12 protein-coding genes and 1 tRNA gene are annotated in these 15413 nt (G+C 60.9%); all 13 read left to right on the forward strand.

Translation table 11 applies throughout. The annotated features are described in order from the left end of the window. Positions 1 to 93: 93 nt before the first annotated feature. Positions 94 to 169: transfer RNA gene (locus HMPREF2914_RS16230), tRNA-Trp, on the forward strand. Positions 170 to 214: 45 nt separating this feature from the next. Continuing rightward, positions 215 to 583: a preprotein translocase subunit SecE gene (gene secE, locus HMPREF2914_RS16235; RefSeq protein WP_003108030.1), complete on the forward strand. Its 369-nt coding sequence runs from the start codon at positions 215 to 217 to the stop codon at positions 581 to 583. Between the two features lie 9 nt (positions 584 to 592). Further along, positions 593 to 1126: a transcription termination/antitermination protein NusG gene (nusG, locus tag HMPREF2914_RS16240; RefSeq protein WP_023980247.1), complete on the forward strand. Its 534-nt coding sequence runs from the start codon at positions 593 to 595 to the stop codon at positions 1124 to 1126. A gap of 116 nt (positions 1127 to 1242) precedes the next feature. Beyond that, entirely contained in the window at positions 1243 to 1674 is a 432-nt protein-coding gene (gene rplK / locus HMPREF2914_RS16245; protein ID WP_003093751.1) for a 50S ribosomal protein L11, read from the forward strand. Further along, a complete protein-coding gene (gene rplA, locus HMPREF2914_RS16250) occupies positions 1674 to 2369 on the forward strand; it encodes a 50S ribosomal protein L1 (RefSeq protein ID WP_003093749.1) in 696 nt (231 codons plus the stop codon). The genes rplK and rplA overlap by 1 nt, the downstream gene beginning before the upstream one ends. A gap of 198 nt (positions 2370 to 2567) precedes the next feature. Continuing rightward, positions 2568 to 3068 (forward strand): 50S ribosomal protein L10, encoded by a 501-nt coding sequence (rplJ, locus tag HMPREF2914_RS16255; RefSeq protein ID WP_003093748.1) that lies wholly within the window; start codon positions 2568 to 2570, stop codon positions 3066 to 3068. A 78-nt stretch (positions 3069 to 3146) separates the two neighbouring features. Next, positions 3147 to 3515, forward strand: a complete 369-nt coding sequence (gene rplL, locus HMPREF2914_RS16260; RefSeq protein ID WP_003093747.1) for a 50S ribosomal protein L7/L12 — start codon at positions 3147 to 3149, stop codon at positions 3513 to 3515. Positions 3516 to 3736: 221 nt separating this feature from the next. Next, positions 3737 to 7810: a DNA-directed RNA polymerase subunit beta gene (gene rpoB, locus HMPREF2914_RS16265; protein WP_003093746.1), complete on the forward strand. Its 4074-nt coding sequence runs from the start codon at positions 3737 to 3739 to the stop codon at positions 7808 to 7810. Between the two features lie 65 nt (positions 7811 to 7875). Next, a complete protein-coding gene (gene rpoC, locus HMPREF2914_RS16270; RefSeq protein WP_003093745.1) occupies positions 7876 to 12075 on the forward strand; it encodes a DNA-directed RNA polymerase subunit beta' in 4200 nt (1399 codons plus the stop codon). A gap of 151 nt (positions 12076 to 12226) precedes the next feature. Then, positions 12227 to 12598: a 30S ribosomal protein S12 gene (rpsL, locus tag HMPREF2914_RS16275; protein WP_003093744.1), complete on the forward strand. Its 372-nt coding sequence runs from the start codon at positions 12227 to 12229 to the stop codon at positions 12596 to 12598. Between the two features lie 99 nt (positions 12599 to 12697). Then, positions 12698 to 13168 carry a 30S ribosomal protein S7 gene (gene rpsG, locus HMPREF2914_RS16280; RefSeq protein ID WP_003093742.1) on the forward strand — a complete coding sequence of 157 codons (471 nt, stop codon included), beginning with the start codon at positions 12698 to 12700 and terminating at the stop codon, positions 13166 to 13168. 30 nt (positions 13169 to 13198) lie between these two features. Continuing rightward, entirely contained in the window at positions 13199 to 15319 is a 2121-nt protein-coding gene (gene fusA / locus HMPREF2914_RS16285; RefSeq protein WP_003093741.1) for an elongation factor G, read from the forward strand. 30 nt (positions 15320 to 15349) lie between these two features. After that, positions 15350 to 15413: hypothetical protein (locus tag HMPREF2914_RS32825; protein ID WP_234358239.1), on the forward strand; the 64-nt coding region annotated here is incomplete at its 3' end.

The following is a 15413-nucleotide window of genomic DNA, read 5'->3' on the forward strand; positions in this document are numbered from 1 at the left end:
CCGTTGGCGCCGGCGTGGTTGCCAAGATCATCGAATAATATCGGTTGATCTTCCCCTCTCAGGCCGGCATAATGGTCGGCCTGATTTTGCTTCAGGCCAGTAGCTCAATTGGCAGAGCGGCGGTCTCCAAAACCGCAGGTTGGGGGTTCGATTCCCTCCTGGCCTGCCAGATTTCCCAAGTAAATCTGGCTTTTCTTCACGAGATTCCTAACAGATGAATGCCAAGGCAGAAGCCAAAGAATCACGTTTTGATCTCTTGAAATGGCTCTTGGTTGCCGTTCTGGTTGTGGTTGCCGTTGTGGGCAATCAGTACTTTTCGGCTCAACCAATCCTGTATCGCGTTCTCGGTATTCTCGTTCTGGCGGTGATCGCTGCTTTCCTGGCTCTGCAAACGGCCAAGGGGCAGGCCTTCTTTAGTCTTGCTAAGGAAGCGCGCGTCGAGATTCGCAAGGTCGTATGGCCGAGTCGTCAAGAAACAACTCAGACCACGCTGATCGTGGTCGCGGTAGTGCTGGTAATGGCGCTGCTGCTGTGGGGGCTCGATTCCCTGCTGGGTTGGTTGGTTTCCATGATTGTAGGTTAAGGGTGCGCCGTGGCTAAGCGTTGGTACGTTGTGCATGCATACTCGGGCTACGAGAAGCATGTCATGCGCTCGCTGATCGAGCGTGTCAAGCTTGCTGGCATGGAAGAAGAGTTCGGCGAGATTCTGGTTCCCACCGAAGAAGTGGTGGAGATGCGGAACGGCCAGAAGCGCAAGAGCGAGCGCAAATTCTTCCCTGGCTATGTGCTGGTTCAGATGGAAATGAACGAAGGTACCTGGCACCTGGTGAAGGATACCCCGCGCGTCATGGGCTTCATCGGCGGGACTGCCGACAAGCCGGCTCCGATCACCGATCGTGAGGCTGATTCAATCCTGCGTCGCGTGGCCGATAGCGGGGACAAGCCCAAGCCGAAGACCCTGTTCGAGCCGGGCGAGACCGTTCGTGTCATCGATGGTCCTTTCGCCGACTTCAATGGTGTCGTCGAAGAAGTTAACTACGAGAAGAGCCGGATCCAAGTGGCCGTGCTCATCTTTGGCCGCTCTACCCCGGTGGAGCTGGAGTTCAGTCAGGTCGAAAAGGTCTAGCTGAAAACGCATCCCTCACCCCGCAGCCCAAGGCTGCGGGGTTTTGTCGTCACTGGGATAAACGCGAAAGCAACCGGGGAGCCTTCAGGCGCTTGTACCCGAATTTGGAGTAGCAAATGGCTAAGAAAATCCAGGCTTATATCAAGCTGCAAGTAAAGGCCGGTCAGGCCAACCCGTCGCCGCCGGTCGGCCCTGCCCTGGGTCAGCACGGCGTGAACATCATGGAATTCTGCAAGGCGTTCAACGCCAAGACCCAAGGCCAAGAGCCGGGCCTGCCGACTCCTGTGATCATCACCGTTTACAGCGACCGTAGCTTCACCTTCGAAACCAAGAGCACCCCGGCTGCCGTCCTGCTGAAAAAGGCAGCTGGCATCACCAGCGGCTCCGCTCGTCCGAACTCCCAGAAAGTCGGCACCGTTACCCGTGCCCAGCTGGAAGAGATCGCCAAGACCAAGCAGGCTGACCTGACCGCTGCTGATCTGGACGCTGCTGTACGTACCATCGCTGGCTCCGCGCGCAGCATGGGACTGAACGTGGAGGGTGTGTAATGGCTAAGCTGACCAAGCGCCAGAAGGCGATTGCCGAGAAAGTAGTTGCCGGCAAGCAGTACAGCTTCGAAGAGGCCGCCAAGCTGCTGGCCGAGCTGTCCACCATCAAGTTCAAGGAGTCCGTGGACGTTGCCGTGAACCTCGGCGTCGATCCGCGTAAATCCGACCAGGTCGTTCGTGGCGCCACCGTCCTGCCGAACGGCACCGGCAAGAGCGTCCGCGTTGCCGTCTTCACCCAGGGTCCGGCTGCCGAAGCCGCTCTGGCTGCCGGCGCCGACAAGGTGGGTATGGACGAGCTGGCTGCCGAAATGAAAGGCGGCGACCTGAACTACGACGTCGTCATCGCTTCCCCGGATGCCATGCGTGTCGTCGGTCAGCTGGGCCAGATCCTCGGCCCGCGTGGTCTGATGCCGAACCCGAAAGTCGGCACCGTGACTCCGGACGTCGCTACCGCCGTGAAGAATGCCAAGGCTGGTCAGGTACGTTTCCGTACCGACAAGAACGGCATCATCCACAGCTCCGTCGGTAAGGTCGATTTCGAACCGGCCAAGCTGCAGCAGAACGTTGAAGCACTGCTGGCTGACCTGAAGCGCCTGAAGCCGTCCTCGTCGAAAGGCGTGTACGTCAAGCGCGTGACCCTGAGCACCACCATGGGTCCGGGCCTGCAGATCGACCTGGCTTCCCTGGAAGCCTAAGTGAAATCGTGCAGCGGGTTCTGCCCGCTGCACAGGTATTGGGGTCCCTGCCTGGCGGGGGCTATCCAAGACCGTAGGTGGCGCAAGCCTTAAACCACAAGCCTACGCAGATGGTGCTCCCGATTCGGTTACCGAATCAGACACCAAAACGACGTCCGGCCCCGGCTGGACGAAACGGTAACATCCAGGAGTAAACCCGTGGCAATTAAACTCGAAGACAAGAAGGCCATCGTCGCTGAAGTCAACGAGGCTGCCAAAGCTGCCCTGTCCGCTGTCGTGGCCGATGCCCGTGGCGTGACCGTAGGCGCCATGACCGGACTCCGTAAAGAGGCCCGCGAAGCTGGTGTGTACGTGAAAGTCGTACGTAACACCCTGCTCAAGCGCGCCGTTGAAGGCACCCAGTTCGACGTGCTCAACGACGTGTTCAAAGGCCCGACCCTGATCGCTTTCTCCAACGAACATCCGGGCGCTGCCGCTCGTATCTTCCGTGAGTTCGCCAAGGGTCAGGACAAGTTCGAGATCAAGGCGGCTGCCTTCGAGGGTCAGTTCCTCGCAGCCAATCAGATCGACGTACTGGCAAGCCTGCCGACCTACGACGAAGCCGTATCGCAGCTGATGAGCGTGATTCAGGGCGCTACCAGCAAGCTGGCTCGTACTCTGGCGGCCATTCGCGACCAGAAAGAAGCTGCTGCCGCCTAAGTCGGCTCGCAAGCGCTTTCAATCTTATTTGTTTAATACGATGGCCGCAGGCCGTCCCCCAATACAGGAATTAGAGTCATGGCTCTGACCAACGAAGACATCATCAACGCCGTATCCGAAATGTCCGTCATGCAAGTGGTCGAACTGATCAAGGCGATGGAAGAGAAGTTCGGCGTTACCGCTGCTGCCGCTACCGTTGCCGCTGCTGGCCCGGCTGCTGCCGCTGCCGAAGAGCAGACCGAGTTCACCATCGTCCTGGCCGAAGCTGGCGACAAGAAAGTGAACGTGATCAAGGTCGTTCGCGAACTGACCGGTCTGGGTCTGAAAGAAGCCAAGGCTGTCGTAGACGGCGCTCCGGGCGTGGTGAAGGAAGGCGCTTCGAAAGAAGAGGCCGAAGCCGCCAAGAAAGCCCTGGAAGAAGCAGGCGCCAAAGTCGAGCTCAAGTAAGCGACGACCTTGCGTCTACAGCCCGAGCGTCAAGCGAAAGGCTGATGGCTGGTGGCTTTTGCCACCGGCCTTTTTCCGTTATGGGTGGACTCGCCTCGGGCGTTCCACCCACGACGTGAAAGTGCCCCGAGTGGGCAATGCAGGCCAAGGGGTCTGCAAGATTTTCCGGCTGCTCCCGTCGGAGACGCCAAACAAGCAGGTGACCAAGCTGGGGAACGCTGATGGCTTACTCATACACTGAGAAAAAACGTATCCGCAAGGACTTTAGCAAGTTGCCGGACGTCATGGATGTGCCGTATTTGCTGGCCATCCAGCTGGATTCCTATCGCGAATTCCTGCAGGCTGGCGCAACCAAGGAGCAGTTCCGCGATATCGGTCTGCACGCGGCCTTCAAGTCCGTTTTCCCGATTATCAGCTATTCCGGCAATGCTGCCCTGGAATACGTCGGCTACCGTCTGGGTGAGCCGGCATTCGATGTCAAGGAGTGCGTGCTGCGCGGCGTGACCTTCGCCGTACCGCTGCGCGTGAAAGTTCGCCTGATCATCTTCGACCGCGAGTCGTCGAACAAGGCGATCAAGGACATCAAGGAACAAGAAGTCTACATGGGGGAAATCCCCCTGATGACCGAGAACGGTACCTTCATCATCAACGGTACCGAGCGTGTCATCGTCTCCCAGCTGCACCGTTCCCCGGGCGTGTTCTTCGACCACGACCGTGGCAAGACCCACAGCTCCGGCAAGCTGCTGTACTCCGCGCGGATCATTCCTTACCGCGGTTCCTGGCTGGACTTCGAGTTCGATCCGAAGGACTGCGTGTTCGTCCGTATCGACCGTCGCCGCAAGCTGCCGGCCTCGGTACTGCTGCGCGCGCTCGGCTACAGCACCGAAGAGATCCTCAACGCCTTCTACGCGACCAACGTCTTCCACATCAAGGGCGAGACCCTGAACCTGGAACTGGTCCCGCAGCGTCTGCGCGGTGAAGTCGCGAGCATCGACATCAAGGATGGCAGCGGCAAGGTGATCGTGGAGCAGGGGCGTCGTATCACTGCCCGCCACATCAACCAGCTGGAAAAGGCTGGCGTGAGCCAGCTGGAAGTGCCGTTCGACTACCTGATCGGCCGTACCATCGCCAAGGCGATCGTGCATCCGGCTACCGGCGAGATCATCGCCGAGTGCAACACCGAGCTGACCCTCGACCTCCTGGCCAAGGTGGCCAAGGCCCAGGTCGTGCGCATCGAGACTCTGTACACCAACGACATCGACTGCGGTCCGTTCATCTCCGACACCCTGAAGATCGACAACACCAGCAACCAGCTGGAAGCCCTGGTCGAAATCTACCGGATGATGCGTCCGGGCGAGCCGCCGACCAAGGAAGCTGCCGAGACCCTGTTCGGCAACCTGTTCTTCAGCGCCGAGCGTTACGACCTGTCGGCCGTGGGCCGGATGAAGTTCAACCGCCGTATCGGTCGTACCGAGATCGAAGGTCCGGGCGTCCTGAGCAAGGAAGACATCATCGATGTGCTCAAGACCCTCGTCGACATCCGTAACGGCAAGGGCATCGTCGATGACATCGACCACCTGGGCAACCGTCGCGTCCGTTGCGTCGGCGAAATGGCCGAGAACCAGTTCCGCGTGGGCCTGGTGCGCGTCGAGCGCGCGGTCAAGGAACGCCTGTCCATGGCCGAAAGCGAAGGCCTGATGCCGCAGGACCTGATCAACGCCAAGCCGGTGGCTGCCGCGATCAAGGAGTTCTTCGGTTCGAGCCAGCTGTCGCAGTTCATGGACCAGAACAACCCGCTTTCCGAGATCACCCACAAGCGCCGCGTCTCCGCGCTCGGCCCGGGCGGTCTGACCCGTGAGCGTGCGGGCTTCGAGGTTCGTGACGTACACCCGACCCACTACGGCCGCGTGTGCCCGATCGAAACCCCTGAAGGTCCGAACATCGGTCTGATCAACTCCCTGGCGACCTACGCCCGCACCAACAAGTACGGCTTCCTCGAGAGCCCGTACCGCGTAGTCAAGGACAGCCTGGTAACCGACGAGATCGTGTTCCTGTCGGCGATCGAAGAAGCCGACCACGTCATCGCCCAGGCTTCGGCGACCCTCAACGAGAAGGGTCAACTGGTGGACGAACTGGTGGCCGTGCGTCACCTGAACGAATTCACCGTGAAGGCGCCGGAAGACGTGACCCTGATGGACGTGTCGCCGAAGCAGGTCGTTTCCGTAGCTGCCTCGCTGATTCCGTTCCTCGAGCACGATGACGCCAACCGCGCACTCATGGGCTCGAACATGCAGCGTCAGGCCGTGCCGACCCTGCGCGCCGACAAGCCGCTGGTGGGTACCGGCATGGAGCGCAACGTGGCGCGCGACTCCGGCGTCTGCGTCGTGGCTCGCCGTGGCGGTGTGATCGACTCGGTCGATGCCAGCCGTGTCGTGGTTCGCGTGGCGGATGACGAGGTCGAGACCGGCGAAGCGGGTGTCGACATCTACAACCTGACCAAGTACACCCGTTCCAACCAGAACACCTGCATCAACCAGCGTCCGCTGGTGAGCAAGGGTGACGTGGTTGCGCGCGGCGACATCCTGGCCGACGGTCCGTCCACCGACATGGGCGAACTGGCCCTGGGCCAGAACATGCGCGTAGCGTTCATGCCCTGGAACGGCTTCAACTTCGAAGACTCCATCTGCCTGTCCGAGCGCGTGGTCCAGGAAGATCGTTTCACCACGATCCACATCCAGGAACTGACCTGCGTCGCTCGTGACACCAAGCTTGGCCCAGAGGAAATCACCGCGGACATCCCGAACGTGGGCGAGGCCGCGCTGAACAAGCTGGACGAAGCCGGTATCGTCTACGTCGGCGCCGAAGTGCAGGCCGGCGACATCCTGGTCGGCAAGGTCACTCCGAAAGGCGAGACCCAGCTGACTCCGGAAGAGAAGCTGCTGCGCGCGATCTTCGGTGAGAAGGCGTCCGACGTGAAGGACACCTCCCTGCGTGTGCCGACCGGCACCAAGGGTACCGTCATCGACGTTCAGGTCTTCACCCGCGACGGCGTCGAGCGCGACTCCCGCGCTCTGTCCATCGAGAAGATGCAACTCGACCAGATCCGCAAGGACCTGAACGAAGAGTTCCGCATCGTCGAAGGCGCGACCTTCGAGCGTCTGCGTGCCGCCCTGGTCGGTGCCAAGGCTGAAGGTGGCCCGGCGTTGAAGAAGGGCACGGAGATCACCGACGACTACCTCGACGGTCTCGAGCGCGGCCAGTGGTTCAAGCTGCGCATGGCCGACGACGCCCTGAACGAACAGCTGGAGAAGGCCCAGGCCTACATCAGCGATCGTCGCCAGCTCCTGGACGACAAGTTCGAGGACAAGAAGCGCAAGCTGCAGCAGGGCGACGACCTGGCTCCGGGCGTGCTGAAGATCGTCAAGGTCTACCTGGCGATCAAGCGTCGCATCCAGCCGGGCGACAAGATGGCCGGCCGTCACGGTAACAAGGGGGTGGTCTCGGTGATCATGCCGGTGGAAGACATGCCGCACGATGCCAACGGCACCCCGGTCGACATCGTCCTCAACCCGTTGGGCGTACCGTCGCGTATGAACGTCGGCCAGATCCTCGAAACCCACCTGGGCCTCGCGGCCAAGGGGCTGGGCGAGAAGATCAACCGCATGCTCGAAGAGCAGCGCAAGGTCGCCGAACTGCGTAAGTTCCTGCACGAGATCTACAACGAGATCGGCGGTCGCGAGGAAAACCTCGACGAGCTGGGCGACAACGAGATCCTCGCGCTGGCCAAGAACCTGCGCGGTGGCGTACCGATGGCGACCCCGGTGTTCGATGGCGCCAAGGAACGCGAGATCAAGGCCATGCTGAAGCTGGCCGACCTGCCGGAAAGTGGCCAGATGCGTCTGTTCGACGGCCGTACCGGCAACCAGTTCGAGCGTCCGACCACCGTCGGCTACATGTACATGCTCAAGCTGAACCACCTGGTGGACGACAAGATGCACGCCCGTTCCACCGGCTCGTACAGCCTGGTTACCCAGCAGCCGCTGGGTGGTAAGGCACAGTTCGGTGGTCAGCGCTTCGGTGAGATGGAGGTGTGGGCGCTGGAAGCCTATGGCGCGGCGTACACCCTGCAGGAAATGCTGACGGTCAAGTCGGACGACGTGAACGGCCGGACCAAGATGTACAAGAACATCGTGGACGGCGATCACCGCATGGAGGCCGGCATGCCCGAGTCCTTCAACGTTCTGATCAAAGAGATCCGTTCGCTCGGCATCGACATCGAACTGGAAACCGAATAACACGTGACGCTAGACGGTGCGGCTGGTCAAGGCCGGTCGCACCGGGTCCGTGAGGAGGAAAGGCCTTGAAAGACTTGCTTAATCTGTTGAAAAACCAGGGTCAAATCGAAGAGTTCGATGCCATCCGTATTGGCCTGGCTTCGCCCGAGATGATTCGTTCCTGGTCTTTCGGCGAAGTTAAAAAGCCGGAAACCATCAACTACCGTACCTTCAAGCCGGAGCGCGACGGCCTGTTCTGCGCCAAGATCTTCGGCCCGGTGAAGGACTACGAGTGCCTGTGCGGCAAGTACAAGCGCCTCAAGCACCGCGGTGTGATCTGCGAGAAGTGCGGCGTGGAAGTCGCCCTGGCCAAGGTGCGCCGCGAGCGCATGGGCCACATCGAGCTGGCTTCGCCGGTTGCCCACATCTGGTTCCTGAAGTCGCTGCCGTCCCGTATCGGCCTGCTGCTGGACATGACCCTGCGCGATATCGAGCGCGTGCTCTATTTCGAGAGCTACGTGGTGATCGATCCGGGCATGACCACCCTGGAAAAGGGCCAGCTGCTGAACGACGAGCAATACTTCGAGGCCCTCGAAGAGTTCGGTGACGATTTCGATGCTCGCATGGGCGCCGAAGCCGTTCACGAACTGCTCAACGCCATCGATCTGGAGCACGAGATCGGCCGCCTGCGCGAAGAGATTCCGCAGACCAACTCGGAAACCAAGATCAAGAAGCTGTCCAAGCGCCTGAAGCTGATGGAAGCCTTCCAGGGCTCCGGCAACAAGCCTGAGTGGATGGTCCTGACCGTCCTGCCGGTGCTGCCGCCGGACCTGCGTCCGCTGGTTCCGCTGGATGGCGGTCGCTTCGCGACTTCCGACCTGAACGACCTGTATCGTCGGGTGATCAACCGTAACAACCGTCTGAAGCGCCTGCTCGACCTGGCCGCTCCGGACATCATCGTGCGCAACGAAAAGCGCATGCTGCAGGAAGCCGTCGACGCCCTGCTCGACAACGGCCGTCGCGGTCGCGCCATCACCGGCTCGAACAAGCGTCCGCTGAAGTCGCTGGCCGACATGATCAAGGGCAAGCAAGGTCGCTTCCGTCAGAACCTGCTCGGCAAGCGCGTGGACTACTCCGGTCGTTCCGTGATCACCGTGGGCCCGACCCTGCGCCTGCACCAGTGCGGTCTGCCGAAGAAGATGGCCCTGGAGCTGTTCAAGCCGTTCATCTTCGGCAAGCTGGAAGGTCGTGGCATGGCCACCACCATCAAGGCCGCCAAGAAAATGGTCGAGCGCGAGCTGCCCGAGGTCTGGGACGTTCTCGCCGAAGTCATCCGCGAGCATCCGGTTCTCCTGAACCGTGCGCCGACCCTGCACCGTCTGGGCATCCAGGCGTTCGAGCCGGTCCTCATCGAAGGCAAGGCGATCCAGCTGCACCCGCTGGTCTGCGCCGCGTACAACGCCGACTTCGACGGTGACCAGATGGCCGTCCACGTTCCGCTGACCCTCGAGGCCCAGCTGGAAGCGCGCGCGCTGATGATGTCCACCAACAACATCCTGTCGCCCGCCAACGGCGAGCCGATCATCGTTCCGTCGCAGGACGTGGTAATGGGTCTGTACTACATGACCCGTGAAGCGATCAACGCGAAGGGCGAGGGCATGGCCTTCGCCGACCTGCAGGAAGTCGACCGCGCCTACCGCAGCGGCCAGGCGTCCCTGCACGCTCGCGTGAAAGTGCGCATCAACGAAAAGATCAAGGGTGAAGACGGCCAACTGACCGCCAATACCCGTATCGTCGACACCACCGTCGGCCGCGCGCTGCTGTTCCAGGTCGTTCCGGCCGGGCTGCCGTTCGACGTGGTCAACCAGTCGATGAAGAAGAAGGCGATCTCCAAGCTGATCAACCACTGCTATCGCGTGGTGGGTCTGAAGGACACCGTCATCTTCGCCGACCAGCTGATGTACACCGGTTTCGCCTACTCGACCATTTCCGGCGTGTCCATCGGCGTCAACGACTTCGTCATCCCGGACGAGAAGGCGCGGATCATCAACGCCGCCACCGACGAAGTGAAGGAGATCGAGAGCCAGTACGCCTCCGGCCTGGTAACCCAGGGCGAGAAGTACAACAAGGTGATCGACCTGTGGTCGAAGGCCAACGACGAAGTGTCCAAGGCGATGATGGCCAACCTCTCGAAAGAGAAGGTCGTCGATCGCGAGGGCAAGGAAGTCGACCAGGAGTCCTTCAACTCCATGTACATGATGGCTGACTCGGGTGCGCGGGGCTCCGCGGCCCAGATCCGTCAGCTGGCAGGTATGCGTGGCCTGATGGCCAAGCCGGACGGCTCGATCATCGAGACCCCGATCACCGCGAACTTCCGTGAAGGCCTGAACGTACTCCAGTACTTCATCTCCACCCACGGTGCTCGTAAGGGTCTGGCGGATACCGCGCTGAAGACCGCGAACTCCGGTTACCTGACCCGTCGTCTGGTCGACGTGGCCCAGGATCTGGTAGTGACCGAGATCGATTGCGGTACCGAGCACGGCCTGCTGATGTCGCCGCACATCGAAGGCGGCGACGTGGTCGAACCGCTCGGCGAGCGCGTGCTCGGCCGTGTGATCGCGCGCGACGTGTTCAAGCCGGGCAGCGACGAGGTCATCGTGCCGGCCGGCACCCTGATCGACGAGAAGTGGGTCGACTTCCTCGAAGTGATGAGCGTCGACGAAGTGGTGGTGCGTTCCCCGATCACCTGCGAAACCCGTCATGGCATCTGCGCCATGTGCTACGGCCGCGACCTGGCCCGTGGCCATCGCGTCAACATCGGCGAGGCGGTCGGTGTCATCGCTGCCCAGTCCATCGGTGAGCCGGGCACCCAGCTGACCATGCGTACCTTCCACATCGGCGGTGCGGCCAGCCGGACCTCCGCGGCCGACAACGTCCAGGTGAAGAACGGCGGTACCATCCGCCTGCACAACCTGAAGCATGTGGTTCGTGCCGACGGCGCGCTGGTCGCGGTTTCCCGTTCCGGCGAACTGGCGGTTGCCGACGACTTCGGTCGCGAGCGCGAGCGCTACAAGCTGCCGTACGGTGCGGTGATCTCGGTCAAGGAAGGTGACAAGGTCGACCCGGGCGCCATCGTCGCCAAGTGGGACCCGCACACCCACCCGATCGTCACCGAGGTGGACGGTACCGTGGCCTTCGTGGGCATGGAAGAGGGCATCACCGTCAAGCGTCAGACCGACGAACTGACCGGCCTGACCAACATCGAAGTGATGGATCCGAAGGACCGTCCGGCTGCCGGCAAGGACATCCGTCCGGCCGTGAAGCTGATCGATGCCGCGGGCAAGGACCTGCTGCTGCCGGGTACCGACGTACCGGCGCAGTACTTCCTGCCGGCCAACGCCCTGGTCAACCTGACCGACGGCGCCAAGGTGAGCATCGGTGACGTTGTCGCGCGTATCCCGCAGGAAACCTCGAAGACCCGTGACATCACCGGTGGTCTGCCGCGCGTTGCCGACCTGTTCGAGGCTCGTCGTCCGAAAGAGCCTTCGATCCTGGCGGAAATCAGCGGCACCATCTCCTTCGGCAAGGAGACCAAGGGCAAGCGCCGCCTGGTCATCACGCCGAACGATGGCAGCGATCCGTACGAGGAGCTGATTCCGAAGTGGCGTCACCTGAACGTGTTCGAAGGCGAACAGGTGAACCGCGGCGAAGTCATCTCCGACGGTCCGAGCAACCCGCACGACATCCTGCGCCTGCTGGGCGTGAGCTCGCTGGCGAAGTACATCGTCAACGAGATCCAGGACGTCTACCGTCTGCAGGGCGTGAAGATCAACGACAAGCACATCGAGACCATCCTGCGTCAGATGCTGCGCAAGGTCGAAGTCAGTGAGTCCGGCGACTCCAGCTTCATCAAAGGCGACCAGGTGGAACTCACCCAGGTGCTGGAAGAGAACGAACAGCTCGGTACCGAGGACAAGTTCCCGGCCAAGTACGAGCGGGTTCTGCTGGGTATCACCAAGGCCTCCCTGTCGACCGAGTCGTTCATTTCCGCGGCGTCGTTCCAGGAGACCACCCGCGTTCTCACCGAGGCGGCGGTCACCGGCAAGCGCGACTTCCTGCGTGGTCTGAAAGAGAACGTGGTCGTGGGTCGCCTGATCCCGGCCGGTACCGGTCTGGCTTACCACAGCGAGCGCAAGCGTCAGCGCGACCTCGGCAAGCCGCAGCGTGTGAGTGCCAGCGAGGCGGAAGCCGCACTGACCGAAGCGCTGAACTCGAGCGGTAACTAAGCATCAACGACAAGCCCCGGCTATCCCGATAGCCGGGGCTTTGTCTTGACGGTGTACAAGAACCTCTTTACTATTTTGTACCCCGAAAATTGGCAGGGCGCACGCTCTGTCATTTCGTTTGTGTGTCGTAAGACAATCAGTGGAGCTATAGATGGCAACTATCAACCAGCTGGTGCGTAAGCCGCGCAAGCGCATGGTCGACAAGAGCGACGTGCCTGCGCTGCAAAACTGCCCGCAACGTCGTGGCGTATGCACCCGCGTATACACCACCACGCCGAAAAAGCCGAACTCGGCACTGCGTAAGGTATGCCGTGTACGTCTGACCAACGGTTTCGAGGTTTCCTCGTACATCGGTGGTGAAGGTCACAACCTGCAAGAGCACAGCGTAGTGCTGATCCGTGGCGGTCGTGTAAAGGACCTTCCGGGTGTGCGTTACCACACCGTGCGCGGTTCGCTGGACACCTCGGGTGTCAAAGACCGTAAGCAGGGTCGTTCGAAGTACGGCGCCAAGCGTCCGAAGTAATAGCGTTTTTATATTTATCTGAGTCGATAAGAGTAAGGTCGGGCGTAACTTGACTGTTATGGTCCCGGGCTAACCTGAAGACCGTTTGAGGGCTTATCAATGCCAAGACGTCGTGTAGCGGCCAAGCGTGAAGTGCTGGCTGATCCGAAATACGGAAGCCAGATCCTGGCCAAGTTCATGAACCACGTGATGGAAAGCGGCAAGAAAGCCGTTGCCGAGCGTATCGTTTACGGTGCGCTGGACAAGGTGAAGGAACGCGGCAAGGCCGATCCCCTGGAAACCTTCGAAAAAGCTCTCGATGCCATCGCTCCGCTGGTCGAAGTGAAGTCCCGCCGCGTAGGTGGTGCGACTTACCAGGTTCCGGTCGAAGTCCGTCCGTCCCGTCGTAATGCCCTGGCCATGCGTTGGCTGGTGGACTTCGCCCGCAAGCGTGGCGAGAAGTCCATGGCTCTGCGCCTGGCTGGCGAGCTGCTGGATGCCGCTGAAGGCAAGGGCGCAGCAGTCAAGAAGCGTGAAGACGTGCACCGTATGGCAGAGGCCAACAAGGCCTTCTCGCACTACCGGTTCTAATCGCGCTGCCCAACCCCCGAGGACCTTATTGTGGCCCGTACTACACCCATCAACCGCTACCGTAATATCGGTATCTGTGCCCACGTTGACGCGGGCAAGACCACCACCACGGAGCGGGTTCTGTTCTATACCGGCGTCAACCACAAGCTGGGCGAAGTGCATGACGGCGCTGCGACCACCGACTGGATGGTGCAGGAGCAGGAGCGCGGTATCACCATTACCTCCGCTGCCGTTACCACCTTCTGGAAGGGCTCGCGCGGTCAGTACGACAACTATCGCGTAAACGTCATCGACACCCCCGGCCACGTAGACTTCACCATCGAGGTGGAGCGTTCCCTGCGTGTGCTGGATGGCGCTGTCGTGGTGTTCTGTGGCACCTCCGGCGTAGAGCCGCAGTCGGAAACCGTATGGCGTCAGGCCAACAAGTACGGCGTACCGCGCATCGTCTACGTCAACAAGATGGACCGCCAGGGCGCGAACTTCCTGCGCGTCGTCGAGCAGATCAAGAAGCGCCTGGGTCATACCCCGGTTCCGGTCCAGCTCGCCATCGGCGCTGAAGAGAACTTCGTCGGTCAGGTCGACCTGATCAAGATGAAGGCCATCTACTGGAACGATGACGACAAGGGCATGACCTACCGCGAGGAAGAAATTCCTGCGGAGCTCAAGGACCTGGCCGAAGAGTGGCGTTCCAGCATGGTCGAGGCTGCGGCCGAAGCCAACGAAGAGCTGATGAACAAGTACCTCGAAGAGGGCGAGCTCTCCGAAGCCGAGATCAAGGAAGGCCTGCGTCTGCGCACCCTGGCGTGCGAGATCGTTCCGGCCGTCTGCGGTTCCTCGTTCAAGAACAAGGGCGTTCCGCTGGTTCTCGATGCCGTCATCGACTACCTCCCGGCTCCGACCGAGATCCCTGCGATCAAGGGCGTCAGCCCGGACGACGAGACCGTCGAAGACGAGCGTCATGCCGACGACAACGAACCGTTCTCGTCTCTGGCGTTCAAGATCGCTACCGACCCGTTCGTCGGTACCCTGACCTTCGCCCGCGTTTACTCCGGCGTCCTGAGTTCCGGCGACTCCGTCCTGAACTCGGTGAAAGGCAAGAAAGAGCGCGTCGGTCGGATGGTGCAGATGCACGCCAACCAGCGTGAAGAGATCAAGGAAGTGCGCGCAGGCGACATCGCTGCCCTGATCGGCATGAAGGACGTCACCACTGGTGACACCCTGTGCTCGATCGAGAAGCCGATCATCCTCGAGCGCATGGACTTCCCCGAGCCGGTAATCTCGGTCGCTGTAGAGCCGAAGACCAAGGCTGACCAGGAGAAGATGGGTATCGCCCTCGGCAAGCTGGCCCAGGAAGACCCGTCGTTCCGTGTCAAGACCGACGAAGAGTCCGGTCAGACCATCATCTCCGGCATGGGCGAGCTGCACCTGGACATCATCGTCGACCGCATGAAGCGCGAGTTCGGCGTCGAGGCCAACATCGGCAAGCCGCAGGTTGCCTACCGTGAGACCATCACCAAGGACAACGTGGAGATCGAAGGCAAGTTCGTTCGCCAGTCCGGTGGTCGCGGTCAGTTCGGTCATTGCTGGATCCGTTTCTCGGCCGCGGACGTGGACGAGAAGGGCAACATCACCGAAGGCCTGGTGTTCGAGAACGAAGTCGTGGGCGGTGTGGTTCCGAAGGAATACATCCCGGCGATCCAGAAGGGTATCGAAGAGCAGATGAAGAACGGCGTCGTTGCCGGCTATCCGCTCATCGGCCTGAAGGCTACCGTTTTCGATGGTTCCTACCATGACGTCGACTCCAACGAGATGGCGTTCAAGATCGCTGCTTCCATGGCGACCAAGCAGCTGGCCCAGAAGGGCGGCGGCAAGGTGCTCGAGCCGATCATGAAGGTAGAGGTGGTGACTCCTGAGGACTACATGGGTGACGTGATGGGCGACCTGAACCGTCGTCGTGGTCTGATTCAGGGGATGGAGGACACGGTTTCCGGTAAGGTTATTCGTGCCGAGGTTCCGCTGGGTGAGATGTTCGGTTATGCGACCGACGTGCGTTCCATGTCCCAGGGTCGCGCGAGCTACTCCATGGAATTCTCCAAATACGCCGAAGCTCCGTCGAACATCGTCGAAGCGCTGGTTAAAAAACAAGGTTGATTCAGCCCTTTAAGTAAGAGGTTTACTGTCGTGGCTAAGGAAAAATTCGAACGTAACAAACCGCACGTCAACGTCGGCACCATCGGTCACGTTG

The sequence above is a fragment of the Pseudomonas sp. HMSC067G02 genome (genome assembly GCF_001813485.1).
Taxonomy (GTDB): Bacteria; Pseudomonadota; Gammaproteobacteria; order Pseudomonadales; family Pseudomonadaceae; genus Pseudomonas; species Pseudomonas aeruginosa.

Excerpts from the sequence above, each read along its gene's own strand:
- secE (WP_003108030.1), top strand. The coding sequence starts at position 215 with ATGAATGCCAAGGCAGAAGCCAAAGAATCACGTTTTGATCTCTTGAAA.
- rpsG (WP_003093742.1), top strand. The coding sequence starts at position 12,698 with ATGCCAAGACGTCGTGTAGCGGCCAAGCGTGAAGTGCTGGCTGATCCG.
- rplK (WP_003093751.1), top strand. The coding sequence starts at position 1,243 with ATGGCTAAGAAAATCCAGGCTTATATCAAGCTGCAAGTAAAGGCCGGT.
- rplL (WP_003093747.1), top strand. The coding sequence starts at position 3,147 with ATGGCTCTGACCAACGAAGACATCATCAACGCCGTATCCGAAATGTCC.
- rpsL (WP_003093744.1), top strand. The coding sequence starts at position 12,227 with ATGGCAACTATCAACCAGCTGGTGCGTAAGCCGCGCAAGCGCATGGTC.
- rplA (WP_003093749.1), top strand. The coding sequence starts at position 1,674 with ATGGCTAAGCTGACCAAGCGCCAGAAGGCGATTGCCGAGAAAGTAGTT.
- rpoB (WP_003093746.1), top strand. The coding sequence starts at position 3,737 with ATGGCTTACTCATACACTGAGAAAAAACGTATCCGCAAGGACTTTAGC.